Here is an 18253-nt window from a genome sequence, read left to right as displayed (position 1 = left end):
GTCGTCAAGCAAATACTGCGTTGTGCAGTGCTTGACGACGGCTCGCGTAATCAGACCCTCGGTGGGTCAGACCCCCTAGCTGTGGGAACTAGACGCGCGACTTAACTTCGTCGAGGTTAGTTTCCGGGTGCTCGATGAGGTCTCGGTCTTCAAGACCCTTCGGCAGCAGGAACAGGGCAATCAGTGCCGGGATAGCCATGGCCATCAGGTAGATGGAGATGTAGAACGGGTTACCGGTGGCGTCCATGATCATCTGGGCAATCATCGGTGCGAATGCACCACCCAGGACAGCGCCGATGGCGTAAGCGATGGAAGCGCCGGAGTAGCGAACCTCAGCCGGGAACATCTCGGAGTACATGGCCGGCTGCGGGCCGAAGGTCAGTGCCAGCGGCAGAGTGAGGACTGCGACGGTCATGACGTAGAGGAACGGGCCCTTATCCAGGAGGCTCCACATGACGGCTTCCCAAATCATAATCAGGACGTAGCCGATGATGAAGGTCTTTGCGCGGCCGATACGGTCGGACCAAGCGCCGGCCATGAACATGAAGATGGTCCAGCAGATACCGGCGACGAGAGTGCCTGTCCAAGCGACGGTTGCGGGGTAGCCCAGTGTCTTCTGTGCGTAAGCGCCGAAGAATGCGATCACGAGGTAACCGGTAGCCTGCTGAGCAGCGAAGATCAGGGCGCCCTGGATGACCTTGCCCCAGTGGTTGCGGAAGAGCTCCGGCAGCGGAGCGGAGCGCTCAGCAGACTCAGCCTGCATAGCCTGGAAGACCGGGGACTCATCGACGGTGCGACGAATCATGTAACCAATCAGAACCAGGATGAAGGACAGCAAGAATGGCACACGCCAACCCCAGTCCATGTAGGCTTCCTCGCCGATGATAGCCATAACAATCAGCATGGTTCCGGTAGCCAGGGTCAGACCCAGCGGAACACCGGCCTGCGGGAATGCGCCGTAGATACCGCGCTTTTCCTTCGGTGCGTACTCCACGGACATCAGGGCTGCACCGCCCCATTCGCCACCCGCGGAAAGGCCCTGGAAGATACGGAGCAGAACCAGCAGGATAGGTGCAGCGATGCCGATTGACTCATAAGTCGGCAGCAGACCGATACAGAAAGTAGCTGCACCCATGCCGATGAGGGTGAAGACCAGAATCATCTTGCGGCCGTAGCGGTCACCGATATGGCCGGCGACGATAGCGCCAAGCGGGCGGAAGAGGAAGGAAATACCCAGGGTTGCCCAGGCGAGCACCTGAGCGACCTGTGGGTTCGACTTCGCAGCCGGCTCGATGAAGTGCGGAGCGAGCACGATAGCTGCGGCCTGAGCGTAAATCAGGAAGTCATAAAACTCGATGGTCGTACCCACGAGAGTTCCCGTGAGCACCTTGCGGCGCTGCTTGGGATCATTCGCGATGATCGAAGTAGTCATAAATAACAAGACTTTCTTTACATACCCGTCCGCACGGCCATCGAGGACCTTGGCGATCTCAGCGGTCGTGCAGAAATCGCCCCAGGTTTTTCTCAGCCAGCGTTTGGGGAATGGACAGATTGTTTGACGGTGTCGAATTCTTACACAGCCAGGCCTGTAGCGACCAGCGTTTGAACTTCAGCGAGCGATGACAAAAAGTGAACAACGGGGGTAATAGGGGGTGGTGAATGGCGGTAGAATTCCTTTGTTTGTGACCGGATTCATTTCCTGAATGTCTAGGAAGGGTGGAATCGGGGGTGTGCGAAGGGTGCGGAAAGGGCGCTGCTTAACGACGGTCCGTTTCCGGCCTAATGTGCGCGACCTGATGTCCGTCCATGCGCGAAGTTGTCTTAAATAGGGGAAATCTGCGTTTTATGACTGTTCGGCTACCCCCACATTGAACTAATTTGTAATTATATAATCAGAAATTGTGTGAATGATGTGGCAAAAGTGACGCAAGACATGAAGGAAGTAACGGAATGATAACGATGTAGTGTCGAATAGGTCATTGCCCCCGGATGGGGCAGGGGCGCAAGGTCGGCAATACGCCACCCCGAGACGGGGGTGTGAGCCCCAGGTTTCAGGGGCATATATGCCGAAACCAACCCGAGGTGCCCAAACTGGGCACGCCACCGGATTAGCCGCCACTCCACTAACCGACTCAGTTGCCCCGCCCCGCCTGCTCAACTATCTCGGCACACCTCTTGTGGTTAGCTCCGGTGGCTTAAATCTGCACCATTGTGCGTAAGGCGCTGGGGACCGTCGTAAAGTAAACGACATGTCTTCTCACGCAGGAACTAACGGCAATGAAAATGAGGTACCTCACGGCAGGGCCAAATCCAATAAAGGCACGCCGTTGTGGCTGCTCGCCGCAATTGCAGTTTTCGCCGTCGCGTGGGGTGGCAATGAATTCACACCGCTGATGGTGATGTACCGCGAAAACGCTGACCTGGCGCCGGTGTTCATTGACCTTCTATTGCTGGTCTACGCTCTCGGCATCGCGCCGGCGCTGCTGATTTCTGGCCCAATCTCGGACCGTATCGGCCGTAAGCCGGTGATGCTCGCCGCGCCGGTGCTCTCGATTCTGGGCTCGACTCTCATCGCGCTGGGCGAGACCATCGCCCCGCTCATCCTCACTGGTCGTTTTATCTCGGGCTTGGCAGTCGGCATTGTCATGGCCGTGGGCGGCTCGTGGGTAAAGGAGCTTTCCGATCCACGCTTTGACCCCAAGGCCACTTCCACCTCGGGCGCGAAGCGTCAGTCCATGGCGTTGACCTTGGGCTTTGGCCTGGGTGCGGGTATTGCCGGCACGTTGGCGCAGTTCGCACCGCTGCCGGGGCAGTTGGCTTATATCATCCACATCCTGATTTCCATCCCAACGATCTTCGGTCTTGTGGCTGTGCCGGAGACCCGCCAGTCGCCGCACCTGGGCGGCAGCAACGCTCCGCACGAAAGCGTCTGGGAGTCTCTACACACCCCTTCGGTAACTAACCGTCGCTTCCTGCTCGTCGCCGCGATGGGAGCGCCGTGGGTCTTCGGTGCAGCCGGTGTTGCCTACGCAATCATTCCGTCGTTGCTTCAGGACCACGTCTCACAGCCGGTGTTCTACTCCGCGATGGTCACACTGTTTGCGCTGCTCTGTGGTTTTGGTATTCAGCAGATTGGTCCACGCTTTGTGACCGAACACAACGCCCGCGGTTCGCTGATCGCAATGGGCATTGTGGTTATCGGCATGGGAATGGCCGCATGGATGTCCACCAACCCCACCGCAGTGACGGCGTTTATTGCAGCGCTGGTGCTGGGCACGGGCTACGGCCTGGCCATGTTTACCGGTCTTAACGAGGTACAGCGCATCGCCGGTCCGCGCGATATGGCTGGGCTGACCGGTATCTTCTACTGCCTGACTTACATAGGCTTCGCATTCCCGGCAATTCTGACCAAGCTCTCCCAGTCCATCTCCTGGATGACCTACCCGGTCATGCTCGGTGGCGGTATGGTCATCGCCATCCTGATGGGCTTGGTTATTTACTTCAATTCCACCGTCAACCTGCCACAGCGCGCTGAGTAATCTCGCATTCCCTGGAAGACTAATCAACCCCGTCAATGTGAGGTTGGCACACGTATAAGCGGCTTTCCTTACTAAGCGCCTATAGTTCTTCCTATGGAGAAGCACAAGAACGAATCACCGGCCACCGCGATGACAGAATCGTCGGCAAGCGCGAAACCTCGCGCGCTGGTGACGGGCGGTGCCGGATTTATCGGTTCGACGCTAGTTGACCGGCTGCTGGCTGAAGGGTACGCGGTCACGGCGTTGGACGATCTCTCCCACGGAAAGCTGGACAATCTCCAGCAGGCATCGCTTAACGACGACTTTGAGTTCATAACCGCCGATGTGCTGGAGGTGGACTGGGACGAGCTGCTCGGGCAAAACCGCCCGGAGGTTATTTTCCACCTCGCAGCGCAGATTGATGTGCGGATTTCCGTAGCCGACCCGGTGCGAGATGCGACGCTGAACATCATTGGCACAATCAAACTTGCCGATGCGGCCCGAAAGCACGGTGTCCGCAAGGTTGTGTTTACATCTTCGGGCGGTTCCATCTACGGCACGCCGGAGGAGCTTCCGGTGTCGGAAAGCGTGCCGGTTAATCCGATGAGCCCCTATGCCGCTTCAAAGGCGACGGGCGAACTGTACTTGAATATGTTCCGCAACCTTTACGGGCTCGAATGCTCGCACATCGCGCCGGCGAATGTGTACGGCCCGCGGCAGGATCCGCACGGCGAGGCTGGTGTGGTGGCTATTTTCGCCCAGCGTCTGCTGGCGGGAGAGCCGACCAAGGTGTTCGGTGACGGCGGAAATACCCGCGACTATGTGTATGTCGACGATGTGGTGGATGCTTTCTACCGCGCATCCGGCGAGGTCGGTGGCGGAATGCGCTTTAATATTGGCACCGGTGTAGAAACCTCGGATCGGCAGCTGCACTCGTTGGTGGCGCAGGCTGCGGATGCCGAGGATAACCCGGAGTTTGCACCGCCGCGCACTGGTGATGTGGCGCGGTCGGCGTTGGATCCCACGCGGGCGCGTGAGGTACTCGGCTGGGAGCCGGCTATGAGTATTCAGGAGGGCGTTGCCCGTACTGTGGAGTACTTCCGGAATCAGGGCTAGCACAACTTACGCGGGCGGCTTCATGCACTCGCCCGCATAAGTTAGCAGCAAGTCAGCGCAACTTACTTGCCAGCTTCTTCCATGCGCTTAGCGTGGATGAGAGCCAGCTCGATATTGTCCTCGAACACGTCAAGAGGCTGTGCGCCCGAGACGAACTGCGTACCAACGAGGAAGCCCGGAGTACCGGAAATGCCCAGCATGGAGCCGAACTGGGTGGCATTCTTGACCGCCTCGGTCCACTTGCCGTCCTTAAGCTCCTTTTCAAAGCGCTTCATGTCCGGCACACCGGCCTCGCGAGCGACGGCAATCAGGTCTTTCTCAGTGAACTCCGGGTGGCCCTGGCCCTTTTCCCCGGCCTTCTTAAACAGCGCACGGGAGAATTCCCAGAACTTGCCCTGAGCTGCCGCGGCACGGCCGGCCTCAGCATCCTTGATGGCCTTCTCGCCATTGATGGCCATGTCGTTCCACTCCAGGCGGACCAGTCCCTCGTTGACGTACTTTTCCACGAGGTCAGGCTCGGTTTCGTTTGCGAACTTCGCGCAGAACGGGCACTCGAAGTCCGAGTAGATCGAGATTACGACCGGCGCATCCACTGCACCGAGAGCAAAAGGATCATTTTCATTGCGGCGGTGGACATTGTCCATATCCTCCGGGGACTTCAACTGTGCTCCCGCCTTTGGTCCGTAGATGCTGGCGTCGAAAGAGCCATTCGGACCAGGCACAGGCGCAATCTCGCCCCTGCCTGGTGCAACACCCGCCATGTTGACGGTGCTCACGCCGTTGAAGCTAGCCGAACGCGAACCAGCGAAGAAGCCCGCTGCACCGACAACAATCAATGCGACGACAGCTAGCGCCCACGCGGCGTTCGGAATCGAGTACCACGACTTAGTTTTCCCACCGCTGTCGGCAGACCAGGACTCCAAGTCCTGCTCAGTGGGTACCGGCTGAGAATCCTGCTGGGGTTCCTGCGGTGTCTCCTGCCACGCTGCGTCTGCCGAGGGCTGCTGCGAATCGCTGCTGTTGTCAGCGGCGGCGTTGTCCTTATTTTCTTCGCTCATGGCTTCTATGGAACCACAGCCTCAGATTCACATGCGCTTAGCGTGCCGATTAGTCGGACGGAGCGTTGTTCTCGACCTTCGTCGCGCTGTCCTTTTGGCTGCTGTTCTGGCTGCCCGAAATCACAATTTCTTCTTCCGGACGCACAGCGGTCTTCAAAGCCACTGCACGAGCCAGTCGCGCGTAGCGTAGCTCCTGTTCGCGGAAGCGGATGTAGGACGACACCGTGGTAAACACAAACGCCAATACCAGTACGTAGAGCAGCAAATCGGTGCCCCGGGTCACACCGATCCAGTTGGCTACCACGGTCAGATCGTCGGGACGCACGATTGCCCACAGGCACGCGACGACGAAAAGGACGAATCCCAGCTTCACGCCCGCCTTGGCGCGTGCTTTACGACGGTTAGCGACGAAGTAAGCCACCAGGCCCACCATCGCCAGCAGCAAAATAATTTGAACGATGGATGCGGTCATGGCAGCCTCTTCGAAATCAGGGAGTCGGCAAGGATATTGACACCGTTGAACAAGGATTGCCCTTTGGACATGGAGTATTCCGTGTAGAGGATATCCACCGGCTGCTCAGCGGTACGCCAGCCTCTGTTGTCCATGACCTCGACAAATTCGGAGGCATGGCTCATGCCGTTCATGCGCAGGTTCAGTTGCTCTGCCACCGTGCGGTTGAAAGCGCGCAGACCGTTGTGGGCGTCGGTAAGACCGAGCCGGCGCGTGGGTGGTGACAACATGACCACCGTCTTGAGGACAATTCGCTTAATCAGCGGCACCTGGTCATCCTCGGCGCGAGGGCGGCCGAAACGGGTCCCCACAATGATGTCGATTGGTTCGGTGCGCAGTCGCTGCACCATGGCGACGACATCCTTGACCTGGTGCTGGCCATCGGCGTCGAAGGTGACAAAGTACTTCGAGCCAGCCTGCGCGCGAGCGTATTCCACGCCGGTCTGGATAGCCGCACCTTGACCCAAATTGACAGGATGGTTGACCAGGTGAGCGCCAGCCCTGTGGATCTCCAGGCTGGAGTTATCCGAAGAGCCGTCGTTGACCGCGACAATGTTGGGGAAGGTCTCGCGAGCGTGCTCGAGAACCTCACGAATAACCTGGCCCTCGTTGTAGCACGGCACAATCAGCCAGGTGTCCGAGAAATCCATGTTGTCAGTCATCGTTCCGAAGCCTACCGCACAAACAATCGTCGATATGCGCGTGACATGAGCTGAGTTGGCAAAAGTCGGAAAAGTGTCCGCACCGCCAAGTTAAACACCGCCCGCGGCCTGGAAATCAGCCCCTCAGCTACCAGCGTGCGCTGGAGCTGACGTTCACCGCGGATGATGCCGCGCGAGGTTCGCCGCTCGAACATGCCGTCGGCACGGAAGTACACCAGCGGCTCGGGCAGATTCTCAAACTTCGCGCCGGCGGCCATGAGGCGCACCCAGAGGTCGTAGTCCTCCATCAGACGGATGTCACGATACCCACCGACCTCACGCACCTTCGCCGTTCGCAGCATCGAGGAGGGGTTATTCACGGGTGAATTAATCTTGATATAACGCGCAATCTCGGCGTGCGTCTGCGGCAGAGTCCGCACGCGCACCACATTGTCCGGCGTGCCCTCGAACTCCGCCATTGCACTGCCCAACACATCCAACTCCGAATCGGCAGCCAGCGCATCCCACTGCTTTTCAAAGCGGTCCGCACGCGCAATATCGTCCGCATCCAGCCGCGCCACCCATGGCGTTTCCACCAACTGAAGACCCACCTGCGAAGCCACTCCCGAGCCGCCATTTTCCGCACAACGCAGCACGGTCATCTCCGAATGCGCCTGCTCATGCTTGACGACGACCCGGTCGAGTTCCTGCCCGATCGGGCCATCGATGACCACAATGACGTGCGCGGCCGGACGCGTCTGGTTCCACAGCGACTGCAGCGCAGCATCGAGCTGGTCGGGGACGACGCGGTGGTAGACGGTCATGAGAACCGTGAGGTTAGTGATGGTGGACATGTGAGTCTCGAACCTTGGGAGTTGCAGGGGGATGTGGACAGTTTTTTTTTGGGGGGGGGGGGACCGCATTGGATGCGGGTGGTGTTATTCCACCGCAAAAGCCTCCGATACGGCTGACCTGGCAGCACGTGGGGAAAGTTTGCGCAGCGCAAGCAGGTGAATGACAACACCTACTGCTGAGCCTACGGCGATAGCCGCGACCGTGCGTACCGACAGGTGCCCAGGAAGGAAAAGAATGGCAACGGCGATCGTGGTCGCAACCAACCAACCGATCAGATACATATGGTGCTTTTCCACTGCCAAGGTGACCGAGCCGGTAATCATCAACATGGCGGTCAACGTCGCACCGAGCGTCAGCGCTGCGAGCACCGGCCCGGACACGTGATAGCTATCGTCCAGGATGAGAGTCATAATCCACGGGCCGATGAGCCATGCCAGGCCCGCCCCGAAGGTGCCGAAAGCAGCCAGCGCCCCCAACGGCTTGGCCAGCGCTGCCAGCACGCCTTCGGAGCGATGCCGGACAAAGCTCACAATGATGGCGTTTTGGAACTTCTCTAAGGGCATGAGCAGCGGAGCGCGGGTCAGCGTTACGGCGTAGGCGATACCCGCAATGGTCACCGCTGCGGTGAAGTTGTTGGCATGCGGCGGGGTCAGCGACTCGGCTATCCCGGCGCCAGTGGTGACCGCTTCGCCGGCAATCTTGACGATTGTCGGAAAACCTGTGACCAGCACAGCAGATGCACCGGATGCGCCCATGGCCGTGACCATAAGCGCGACGAAGCGGCGCACCGGGACGTCGGCACGCGCGAACATGACCGAGCGGGTTGCCGGGGAAAACAGCGCGAGAATAAGCCAACTGACAGTGCCGAATACCGTGATAATCAGCCAGGCCAGCAGGCCCCAGCCGAAGTACCAGGCGATGAGTGCCAGAGCCACGCGCACGAGAATGTCAATCATGATTAGCGCGGCGTAGGGGCCCCACAGTTGGCGGCCGCTGAGCAGACCCGAGGTGGTGGCCTGCATAGAGTACAGCGCCAGACCAAAAGCCATGAGCAGAATTGCAGTGCCGGCGTCATCCTGCACGACCAGTGGGGCCCACAGCGGACCCGTCACTGCCATGGTGACGAAAGTAAGTGCGGCGACGCCCAGGGACACTGTGATGGGACGAGCACCGAGAGTTTGACCCGCTTCCGAGGCTTCCTGCTCCTGGCTCTGCCCCTGCTCCCGATTCTGCTCTCGATTCCGCGATTCCGCAGCACCGATTGCGCGCGTGGTCTCCTGCATCAGCCCGCCGAGGACACCCGTGAGCGCGAAGAAAAGCCCCCAGAACGCCACGAACTGCAGGTTTACAGTATTCGGAAGTGCGCGGGCCGAGATAATCAGCACCGCGAAGCTGCCTATCGCCGCGACAATCGTGGCCAGCGACAACCATTTGAAACCGGACATTGACGTGCCTTTAGCTCTCTAGTCCTTGGCCTTGGAGTAGCCGAGCTTTTCAAACTGAGCGGTCAGTTCCTCATCCACGATTGGAGCACCATTATCGCCGATGCCCTGGTCAGCAGGGGAGCGCGTCGGATCAGTGGGGAAGTCCGGCAAGGAGCTGCGTGACAGCCAGGAGTCAAAGATGACATCCAGGTGCGAGGTGGTGATGCCACGCTCACGGCATACGCGGTTGGCCAGTGCGCGGAAGTCCACTGCATCGACCACACTGTGGCGGTTGGTGGTGGTCCACTTGCGCACCAGGTCGAAGAACACCTCGTCGCCCAGCAGCAGACGCAGAGCGTGCACAGTCAGCGCGCCGCGCTTGTACAGACGGTCGTCGAACATCAGCTTGGGCCCTGGGTTGGCGATGACGATGTCCTGATCATCTTCAAGCAGGTCCAGGTAGTGCTTGCGGGCGTGCACATCCGCGCTGGCACCGCCGCTGACCTCGGACCACACCCACTCGGAATAGCAGGCAAAACCCTCGTTGAGCCAGATATCGCGCCACTGCGAAATGCCGACACTGTTGCCGAACCACTGGTGCGACAACTCGTGGGCAATCAGTCGATTCCATGTGTCCTTGCCGTCGGCGTGGTTGGCTCCGAAGATGGACAGACCCTGTGCCTCGATGGGGATCTCCAGGTCGTCTTCACAAATGACCACCTGGTAGGCGCGGAAGGGGTAAGGGCCAAAGAGCTTGGCGAATTCATCGAGCATGCGGCCCTGATCTCGGAAGTCATGGCGGGCATTGGCCACCAACTCAGAGGGCACCCAGGCCACTACGGTCGAGGTCTGGCACGGCAGCTCGACCTTCTTAAACTGGCCGACATTGATGGTGGCCAGGTAGGAGGCCATGGGCTCCTCGGTGATAAACCGCCAGCGGCGGCGCGATCCGCCCACGTTCACCGGAGCGTCGGCAAGCCCTGGTGCGACGACCTCGTAGGGAGCGTCGGTGACCATTGTGAACTCGTAGAACGCCTTGACCTCGGGATCGTCATCGCAGGGGTACCACGACGCCGCGCCCACCGGCTGCGATGCCACGAGCGCGCCGTTTTCGAGTTCCTCCCAGCCAATTTCGCCCCACTTCGAGCGCACCGGACGTGGCGTGCCCGAGTAAGTGACAATCAGCCGCAGCGTCTCGTCGGGAGCCAACTCGCGGTCAAAGGTGACGCGCAGCTTGCGTCCCGAATGGCGCCAGCGCTTTACATCGATTGAGTGTGCCTGCGAATCGGAAATCGCATCCACCGAATCGGCCCCCAGCGCATCCGCAAAGTCGAGCGTGATGTGTGAGGTCCAAGCATTGATTTCGATATGCAGAGTCGCCGTCGCCTTCAGACGATTCGGCCCGACCCGATAATCGAGGTCCAGCTCGTATTTGTTCACCCGGAAACCCAGGTTGAACGCAATACCGGTATAAGGATTAGTGAAATCAGCGCTACTCACGGCTGTTACCTTACTTGAGCTTGTTCCACAGCCACGTAGATATGAGTGCCTCGACGAACGCGACCTGCGAATTATCCGCCGCACCGGCGTGGCCTCCTTCGGTATTTTCGTGATAATCCACCGGCTGTCCCGCTTCCTCCAGCAGCCACGCCAGGCTCCTCGCATGTGCCGGGTGGACGCGGTCGTCCCTGGTAGACGTCGTAATCAACGCTGGCGGGTAGGCGCGCTGCTCTCGCTTGACGACGCGCTGTACCGGAGAATACTGCGCAATCGCAGACCGCTCGGTGGGGTCGTCCGGGTTTCCATACTCGGCCATCCAGGAGGCTCCCGCGGACAGCTTGTGATAGCGCATCATGTCCGCCAGCGGCACCTGGGACACCACCGCTCCCACTAACTCCGGGTAGGAGGTGAGGCAGACAGCGGTCAGCAGCCCGCCGTTGGAACCACCGCGCACGCCCAGCTGCTCGCGCGTGCAGTAGCCACGTTCAACCAGGTCGCGCAGCACGGCCTGATGATCCTCATAGACCCTCATCCGCTCAGTCTTGACCACCGAGGAGTGCCAGGTCGGGCCGAATTCGCCACCGCCACGCAGGTTGGCCTCCACGAAGTATCCGCCCCGCTCGAGCCAGGTCAGGCCACGGATCGCCGAGTACTGCGGGACCAGTGAGACCTCGAAACCGCCGTAGGCGTGCACGAGGGTAGGGGCTGGGTTCGGAGTGGGTGTGGCTGTGGTTGTCTCTGCACTAGCGCCTGCGTCGAAGCGGCCGGTGATGCGATACGGAATCCGCGTGCCATCGGCCGAGGTCGCCCAGTGCTGCCGCGTCTCCATCCCCTCACTGTCGAAGAGCGCCGGAGCGCGCCGCACTTCCGTGAGCGGGCTGCCGACTTGCCCGTACCAGAGAGTTGCCGGCTGCGTTGCCGAGGTCGACACCAACCAGATTTCATCGTCGCGTTCAGAGGCCGTATCAATCACGCTCACAGTGGCCTGTGCCGGTAACTCGCCGAAAGCCTCCACCGGCTCCCACGAGCCCTCCCGCAACACGACCAACTTCGTCGCGACATCCTCCAACAGCGTCAACACCAGGAAGTTCTTCGTCCACGCCAGCTGCTGGAACGAGGTGTGCGGATCAGGGGTGAAAATCACCTCCACCTCACGCGAGCCCGCCAGCCACTTTTCGAGCTCCACAACGGCCACGCCACCAGCCGGAATGCCATTGAACTCCGTGCGCGGCATCAGCACCAACCACTGCCTATGGACACTCGTCCGGCAGTCCTGCGGTACCTCCAGGATCTGCAGGGAAAAGTCCCCATTCTGCTGCGCCGCCAACTTGCCCGGACGCTCCGCTGCCACGAACCGCTGCGAATTATAAAAATCATGCGCACGCTCGACAAACAGCCGCTCGAAACCCTCCGTCGCATCGAACCAGCCGCCCACGGCCACATCATCACTGTGGCCCGAGAAAATCACGTCCGCGCTTGACGACGGCGTGCCGCGCCGCCACCTCCGCACCTGCCGCGGGTAGCCCGAATCCGTCAGTGACCCCGGACCAAAGTCACTGCCAACGAGAATCTCGTCACGGCCCAACCAACAGACATCGGACTTCGCCTCCGGGAGGTAGAACGGCTCATCCTCCACAAAAGTGCAGTTGACGAGGTCAAACTCCCGCACCACAGTGGCATCGGCGCCGCCGCGAGAGAGCAGAATCAACGCGCGGTCATACTCCGGATAACGGCACACCGTGCCCTTCCAGACCCAGTTTTCTCCCTCGGCTTTCGCCAGCGCATCGAGGTCGATGAGATTTTCCCACTCGGTCGCCTGCGGATCCTCCTGGCCAGCCAGATAGCTCTGCAACGAGGTGCGCCGCCACAGGCCCCGAGGATGCTCGGCATCCCGCCAGAAGTTATAGAGGTACTCGCCGCGCCGCACCGGGTATGCGATCCGGGCATCGGTGTTGAGCGCAGCCAGGATGCGTTGTTCCAGGTTGGTGCGGTCGCTGGTGTCGTCGGCAAGCGAATCGACACCTGCGACGGTGGCCTTCGACTGCGCGCGGGCCCACGCCAGCGCCTGGGAGCCGTCGATATCGTCCAGCCAATCGGGGACAAGATCAGTGGAGAGGAAGGAGGGATTGTTGCCCAAGTCGGTGTCCGTGTCGGTGCCCATGCCCACCACCGTAGCCGACCGCAGTAGGTAAAACCGGGACTCGCGCGTGAAGTAAAGACAAGTCGTGCGTAGACTTGTGCACGTGGCTGAACATTTTGATCTTGTAGTACTCGGCGGCGGTCCTGGCGGATACGTCGCAGCAATCCGTGCATCCCAGCTGGGGCTGAAGACTGCTGTGGTGGAGAAGCAATACTGGGGCGGTGTCTGCCTCAACGTTGGCTGTATTCCATCCAAGTCTCTGTTGAAGAACGCCGAGGTGGCGCACATTTTCAACCATGAGGCTAAGACCTTCGGTATCTCCGGCGATGTCTCCTTTGACTTCGGTGCCGCACACGCGCGTTCGCGCAAGGTGTCCGCGGGCATCGTCAAGGGTGTTCATTTCCTGATGAAGAAGAACAAGATCACCGAAATCAACGGTTTCGGTGAATTCACTGGCCCGACCTCCATGGCCATCACTGATGGCGATGACAAGGGCAAGGAAATTACCTTCGACAAGGCGATTATTGCAACCGGCTCTGTCGTCCGTTCCCTGCCGGGCGTTGAGGTCGGCGGCAACATCGTTTCCTACGAAGAGCAGATTCTCTCCGACGAGCTGCCGGACTCCATGGTTATCGTCGGCGCTGGCGCCATCGGTATGGAGTTCGCATACGTCTTGGCTAACTACGGCGTGGACGTCACCATCGTCGAGTTCATGGACAACGTTCTGCCGAACGAGGACGCAGACGTCTCCAAGGTTATTGCCAAGGAATACAAGAAGCTGGGCGTCAAGCTCATGACCGGGCACAAGACCACCTCCATCGTGGACAATGGTGACTCGGTTGAGGTCAAGGTCGAGGCCAAGGATGGCGGCGACGAGCAGACTCTGACCGTCGACCGCGTTATGGTCTCCATCGGCTTCGCACCGCGCACCGAGGGCATCGGCCTGGACAAGGCCGGTGTTGAGCTGGGCGAGCGCGGCGAGATTGTCATCGACGAGTACATGCGCACCAACGTCGACAACATCTACGCCATCGGCGACGTCACCATGAAGCTGCAGCTGGCACACGTCGCTGAGGCACAGGGCGTTATCGCAGCTGAGCACATGGCGGGACACGAGACCGAGACCATCCCGGACTACAACATGATGCCGCGCGCAACCTTCTGTAACCCGCAGGTTGGTTCCTTCGGTAAGACCGAGGCGCAGGCCAAGAAGTGGGCAGAGGAGAACGGTCGCGAGATTAAGGTCTCCACCTTCCCGTTCTCTGCAAACGGTAAGGCCCAGGGGCTGGCGGAGCCGGCTGGTTTCGTGAAGCTCATTGCAGATGCCGAATACGGCGAGCTGCTGGGTGGTCACATGGTGGGCGCCAACGTTTCCGAGCTCATGCCGCAGCTGGTTCTGGCCGAGAAGTACGAGCTGACCACTGAGGAAATCGGCCGTGCTGTCCACATTCACCCGACCATGTCCGAGGCCATGAAGGAAGCAGCTGAGGGCGTTATGGGCAAGATGATCAACCTGTAAGAGGTTGTGGCTCTGCCCCGGGGCCAGTTTTCGCTGGTCCTGGCTCTCACCGGGCTGGTCCCGGTTCAGGCAAATACGAGTTAGTGCTTAAGTTTATGTCAGTTTGACCGTGAAAATCGGTGCGAAAGTGTCATAAACTTAAGCACTTTCTTTTTGGGGTCTTCCTTTTTTTTGGGGGGGGGGGGCATCCTGCGCGAACCAAGCCCCCGCAAACAGGCCGGCCCTGCGCCCGTCGTAAAGCGAACTAGTACGGCGAGACGGTGGAGCGGTGCATGTTGATGTCGATATCGCGATGGATCGGCGGGAACGCGCGCTGCGGACAGGCCTCGCGGGAGCAGACCCTGCAGCCGGCACCGATTGGAGTGGCGGCGTCGAGGTCCGCGAGATCGAGACCATCGGCGTACACGGTGCGCTCAGCGTGACGGGCCTCGCAGCCCAAACCGATGGCAAAAACCTTACCTGGCTTGCCGAAACGTGCCGCGTGATGCTCCACGGTCCGCGAGATCCACATGTACGGCCGACCATCCGGCATGAGCGCGACCTGCCGCATGACCTTGCCGGGGTAGGAGAAGGTCTCGTAGACGTTCCACAACGGGCAGGTACCGCCCGAATGCGTGAAGTGGAAGCCCGTGGCGGATTGACGTTTGGACATGTTGCCCGCGCGGTCGACGCGCACGAATGTCCACGGGATGCCGCGCAAGCTGGGGCGTTGCATCGTGGACAATCGGTGGCAGATGGTCTCGTAGCCGACGCCGTAAGTGCGCGACAACAGCTCGATGTCGTAGCGCTTCGACTCAGCCATCGCATGGAACGACTCATACGGCAGAATCAGCGCCGCCGCGTAGTACGTCGCGACTCCGCGCTGCGCCAGCTTCCGCGACTCTTCCGACATGAAATGCCCGGACGCGACGGCTTCGGAAATGGTCTCGCCCTGCTCCAAAAACCCCAGCTCCGTGGCCATGCGGAAGGCCCGCTGTCCCGGCGAGAGGTGCCGCGCGAGGTAGAGCGTCTTCGTCCGCCGATCAAGGCTGTGCTGCACATCGCCTAACGACGATTCCAGCGCAATCCGAATCCCATGGTCGTTGGACAGCTTGTCGGCCAGCACAGAGACCACATCGGTGGTCTCGTCGGTGATGCGCAGCTCGCGGGCCAGCTCCTCAGCGGCGGTGTCGACCGAAGCGATGTAGTTCTGGCGGGCGTAGAAGTAGTCGCGGACCTCCTCATGTGGCATGGTCAGCGCCTGTGAGCCGGAGGCGGTGTCGGTGCTGTTGCCGAAGTTGCGCTCCTCGGTGGCCAGGGAGAGCTTGTCGGTGACGTTGCGGTAGCGGCGGTGGATGTCCACCATGATGCGGGCGATATCAGGGTGGTCGCGAACCATTTCCGAGATCTCCTGCAGATCCATGGGGGACTTAGCGATCTCCTTGTCCATCACCACGTCCTGAACCTCAGCGAGGAGACGGGAGTCGTCATCGCGGGAGAAGAAAGTCGCGTCAACGCCGAATGTGTCCGTGATACGGAGCAGCACGGGCACAGTCAGCGGGCGGACGTCGTGCTCAATCTGGTTGACGTAACTAGCCGAGAGGCCCAACGCCTGCGCGAGCGCAGCCTGGCTGAGGTCGCGCTCGCGGCGTAGCTGGCGGAGGCGGGATCCGACATAGGTTTTCGACATACTGCCCAGCATATCGCGGGCTTTGCTGAACTTGTGTAGAAAACCGTTGCAACCTTTGCTTGCGTGTGTAGGTGCTGAGGTTCTCAGGCACGCTTCACGACGGCCCGGAGTCGACATGTCGATGAACACACAAAAACACCCAGCGAGGGCTGCAAGTGCAACCCTCGCTGGGTGTTGAAGTTAGGCCCTTGACCTAAGCCCTAAGCCGAGTGACTTAGAACTGACCCTCCTCGGTGGAGCCCTTCAGGGCGGTGGTGGAGGAGTTCGGGTCGACGGTGGTGGCGATGCGGTCGAAGTAGCCAGCGCCAACCTCGCGCTGGTGCTTGACAGCGGTGAAGCCGCGCTTCTCGGCAGCCTCGAACTCGCGGTTCTGCAGGTCGACGAATGCGGACATCTGCTCGCGAGCGTAGCCGTAAGCCAGGTCGAACATGCCGTAGTTCAGGGCGTGGAAGCCAGCCAGGGTGATGAACTGGAACTTGAAGCCCATCTTGCCCAGCTCGTTCTGGAACTTGGCGATCTCGTCCTTCTCGAGGTGAGCGGACCAGTTGAAGGACGGGGAGCAGTTGTAAGCCAGGAGCTGGTCCGGGTACTCAGCCTTGACGCCCTCAGCGAACTTCTTAGCCAGCTCGAGGTCCGGAGTACCGGTCTCCATCCAGATCATGTCAGCGTACGGAGCGTAGGACTTTGCACGCTCGATGCACGGCTCCAGGCCGTTCTGGACGTGGTAGAAGCCCTCGGAGGTGCGGTCACCGGTGATGAACTTCTGGTCGCGCTCATCAACATCGGAGGTGATGAGGGTAGCGGCCTCAGCGTCGGTGCGGGCGATGATGACGGTCGGGGTGTTGGAGACGTCAGCAGCCAGGCGAGCAGAGGTCAGGGTGCGGATGTGCTGCTGGGTCGGGATCAGGACCTTGCCGCCCAGGTGACCACACTTCTTCTCAGAAGCGAGCTGGTCCTCCCAGTGGGTACCAGCGGCACCAGCGTTGATCATAGCCTTCTGCAGCTCGTAGACGTTCAGAGCGCCACCGAAGCCAGCCTCACCGTCAGCGACGATCGGCAGCAGCCAGTTGTCGACGGAGTCGTCGCCCTCGATACGAGCGATCTCGTCTGCGCGGAGCAGAGCGTTGTTGATGCGGCGAACGACGTTCGGCACGGAGTTGGCCGGGTACAGGGACTGGTCCGGGTAGGTGTGGCCGGAGAGGTTAGCGTCACCAGCAACCTGCCAACCGGAGAGGTAGACAGCCTTCAGGCCAGCGCGAGCCTGCTGAACGGCCATGTTACCGGTCAGTGCGCCCAGAGCGTTGATGTAGGAGTCGTCCTTAACGTTGACGCCTTCCCACAGGATCTCAGCGCCGCGGCGAGCGAGGGTGTTCTCCTCGACGACGGAGCCCTGGAGCTCAGCAACCTGCTCAGCGGTGTAGTCGCGGGTGATACCTTCCCAGCGCGGGTTCTCGTCCCAATCCTTCTGGATTTCGGCGGCGGTACGTGCCTTACCAACGTTAGACATAAACGGAGTCACTTCCTTTTGCTTGCTTTTTGAACTCCGGGTGCTGACTTAAGAACAATTCCGACAGAACCGATCTACAGGCTGACCCGATAGTGACCGCGGTGTCACGTGAATGCAGGGGGCGCTAGCAAAGTGCTGTACCCCTGCACGCAAACACGCGAACAAAAACAATGTCCGCTTCCGCGTGCCATGTCTCACATTTTGGGGCATAGCGCTACGTTCGTCAAGCAGCTTCCGATGTGAATTCAAGTATGTAATACGGATAACACTTGTGAAGATTGCAAACATTGTGATGTGTAGCTTGGCTTTAACAATTTTCGCCTGTGACCGGCCGGTACATTTGTACTGTTATTTCCCTATGGCGGGCTCGCGAATAATGTTCCCCCCGCTTTGGGGTGATTTATATTTTGGTATTTATCAAAGCTGGCCGTTAACAGTGTTTGGAGTTTAGGGGGTGTTTCGCTACCCCCGAAATTACGGCCGTAAAGGTGGAAACGGGCTTCTAAATACACTGCCGTTACACCGTCAGTACCCCGCCGGAGCATCCCTGGGTAGTGGCCAGGGTCTCGGTTGTCATCTCGCTTTTATGGTCTGGTTTGAAGGCGGAGGCTGTAGCGACGTGATTGGTCGCTGGCCGTTGATACGCAGGTCGCAATAGTAAATGTCTGTGAGGCGCGACACTTTCCCATTGTGTGTGGTGTTCTGTGGCTGGAGGAAAGAGTGCCGGGGATGCTGCAGTCAATGCGGGTGGGGGAGGACTGGTTGTGGCGTCAGGATTGAATGCCCGAATGGTCA

13 protein-coding genes are annotated in these 18253 nt (G+C 60.0%); 3 read left to right on the top strand and 10 right to left on the bottom strand.

The features are described from left to right. Positions 1 to 88: 88 nt before the first annotated feature. Positions 89 to 1432 carry an MFS transporter gene (locus AB1Z34_RS04350; protein WP_048732297.1) on the bottom strand — a complete coding sequence of 448 codons (1344 nt, stop codon included), beginning with the start codon at positions 1430 to 1432 and terminating at the stop codon, positions 89 to 91. 817 nt (positions 1433 to 2249) lie between these two features. Between AB1Z34_RS04350 and AB1Z34_RS04345 the strand changes: the two genes are divergently transcribed. Next, positions 2250 to 3539: an MFS transporter gene (locus AB1Z34_RS04345; protein ID WP_070643211.1), complete on the top strand. Its 1290-nt coding sequence runs from the start codon at positions 2250 to 2252 to the stop codon at positions 3537 to 3539. A gap of 129 nt (positions 3540 to 3668) precedes the next feature. Next, positions 3669 to 4634 carry a GDP-mannose 4,6-dehydratase gene (locus AB1Z34_RS04340; protein WP_070643225.1) on the top strand — a complete coding sequence of 322 codons (966 nt, stop codon included), beginning with the start codon at positions 3669 to 3671 and terminating at the stop codon, positions 4632 to 4634. A 62-nt stretch (positions 4635 to 4696) separates the two neighbouring features. Here the strand turns inward: AB1Z34_RS04340 and AB1Z34_RS04335 are convergent, their stop codons facing one another. The 7 genes from AB1Z34_RS04335 to AB1Z34_RS04305 form a co-directional block, all read right to left on the bottom strand. Continuing rightward, positions 4697 to 5692 carry a thioredoxin domain-containing protein gene (locus AB1Z34_RS04335; RefSeq protein ID WP_070643209.1) on the bottom strand — a complete coding sequence of 332 codons (996 nt, stop codon included), beginning with the start codon at positions 5690 to 5692 and terminating at the stop codon, positions 4697 to 4699. Between the two features lie 49 nt (positions 5693 to 5741). Then, on the bottom strand, positions 5742 to 6164 hold the full coding sequence (locus AB1Z34_RS04330; protein ID WP_048732304.1) for a DUF2304 domain-containing protein: 423 nt from the start codon (positions 6162 to 6164) through the stop codon (positions 5742 to 5744). Continuing rightward, a complete protein-coding gene (locus AB1Z34_RS04325) occupies positions 6161 to 6865 on the bottom strand; it encodes a glycosyltransferase family 2 protein (protein ID WP_367157960.1) in 705 nt (234 codons plus the stop codon). The genes AB1Z34_RS04330 and AB1Z34_RS04325 overlap by 4 nt, the downstream gene beginning before the upstream one ends. Positions 6866 to 6876: 11 nt before the next feature. Beyond that, entirely contained in the window at positions 6877 to 7698 is an 822-nt protein-coding gene (locus AB1Z34_RS04320; protein WP_367157959.1) for a glycosyltransferase, read from the bottom strand. 84 nt (positions 7699 to 7782) lie between these two features. Further along, positions 7783 to 9144, bottom strand: coding sequence for a lipopolysaccharide biosynthesis protein (locus AB1Z34_RS04315; protein WP_367157958.1), 1362 nt, complete (start codon positions 9142 to 9144; stop codon positions 7783 to 7785). A gap of 18 nt (positions 9145 to 9162) precedes the next feature. Further along, positions 9163 to 10623 carry a M1 family metallopeptidase gene (locus AB1Z34_RS04310; protein WP_367157957.1) on the bottom strand — a complete coding sequence of 487 codons (1461 nt, stop codon included), beginning with the start codon at positions 10621 to 10623 and terminating at the stop codon, positions 9163 to 9165. Positions 10624 to 10633: 10 nt separating this feature from the next. Further along, positions 10634 to 12784, bottom strand: coding sequence for a prolyl oligopeptidase family protein (locus AB1Z34_RS04305; protein WP_367157956.1), 2151 nt, complete (start codon positions 12782 to 12784; stop codon positions 10634 to 10636). Positions 12785 to 12866: 82 nt separating this feature from the next. On the opposite strand from AB1Z34_RS04305, the gene lpdA reads away from it, so the two are divergent. After that, positions 12867 to 14282, top strand: a complete 1416-nt coding sequence (gene lpdA, locus AB1Z34_RS04300) for a dihydrolipoyl dehydrogenase (protein ID WP_049189521.1) — start codon at positions 12867 to 12869, stop codon at positions 14280 to 14282. A 244-nt stretch (positions 14283 to 14526) separates the two neighbouring features. On the opposite strand, the gene ramB is transcribed toward lpdA, so the two are convergent. Together ramB and aceA are read right to left on the bottom strand one after the other, a co-directional pair. Further along, positions 14527 to 15951, bottom strand: coding sequence for an acetate metabolism transcriptional regulator RamB (ramB, locus tag AB1Z34_RS04295; RefSeq protein WP_070566583.1), 1425 nt, complete (start codon positions 15949 to 15951; stop codon positions 14527 to 14529). Positions 15952 to 16165: 214 nt separating this feature from the next. Next, on the bottom strand, positions 16166 to 17458 hold the full coding sequence (gene aceA, locus AB1Z34_RS04290) for an isocitrate lyase (RefSeq protein ID WP_016421960.1): 1293 nt from the start codon (positions 17456 to 17458) through the stop codon (positions 16166 to 16168). Between the last annotated feature and the right edge of the window lie 795 nt (positions 17459 to 18253).

Origin of the sequence: Corynebacterium sp. 045007, from assembly GCF_040743205.1 — a bacterium.
Lineage (GTDB): Bacteria > Actinomycetota > Actinomycetes > Mycobacteriales > Mycobacteriaceae > Corynebacterium > Corynebacterium jeikeium_D.
This window is presented reverse-complemented; position numbering and strand designations above follow the sequence as displayed.

Bases quoted from the DNA above. Each gene is read 5' to 3' on its own strand.
- AB1Z34_RS04315 (WP_367157958.1), bottom strand. From the start codon at position 9,144: ATGTCCGGTTTCAAATGGTTGTCGCTGGCCACGATTGTCGCGGCGATA.
- aceA (WP_016421960.1), bottom strand. From the start codon at position 17,458: ATGTCTAACGTTGGTAAGGCACGTACCGCCGCCGAAATCCAGAAGGAT.
- AB1Z34_RS04325 (WP_367157960.1), bottom strand. From the start codon at position 6,865: ATGACTGACAACATGGATTTCTCGGACACCTGGCTGATTGTGCCGTGC.
- AB1Z34_RS04345 (WP_070643211.1), top strand. From the start codon at position 2,250: ATGTCTTCTCACGCAGGAACTAACGGCAATGAAAATGAGGTACCTCAC.
- AB1Z34_RS04330 (WP_048732304.1), bottom strand. From the start codon at position 6,164: ATGACCGCATCCATCGTTCAAATTATTTTGCTGCTGGCGATGGTGGGC.
- AB1Z34_RS04350 (WP_048732297.1), bottom strand. From the start codon at position 1,432: ATGACTACTTCGATCATCGCGAATGATCCCAAGCAGCGCCGCAAGGTG.
- AB1Z34_RS04340 (WP_070643225.1), top strand. From the start codon at position 3,669: ATGACAGAATCGTCGGCAAGCGCGAAACCTCGCGCGCTGGTGACGGGC.
- AB1Z34_RS04320 (WP_367157959.1), bottom strand. From the start codon at position 7,698: ATGTCCACCATCACTAACCTCACGGTTCTCATGACCGTCTACCACCGC.
- AB1Z34_RS04305 (WP_367157956.1), bottom strand. From the start codon at position 12,784: ATGGGCACCGACACGGACACCGACTTGGGCAACAATCCCTCCTTCCTC.
- AB1Z34_RS04335 (WP_070643209.1), bottom strand. From the start codon at position 5,692: ATGAGCGAAGAAAATAAGGACAACGCCGCCGCTGACAACAGCAGCGAT.
- ramB (WP_070566583.1), bottom strand. From the start codon at position 15,951: ATGTCGAAAACCTATGTCGGATCCCGCCTCCGCCAGCTACGCCGCGAG.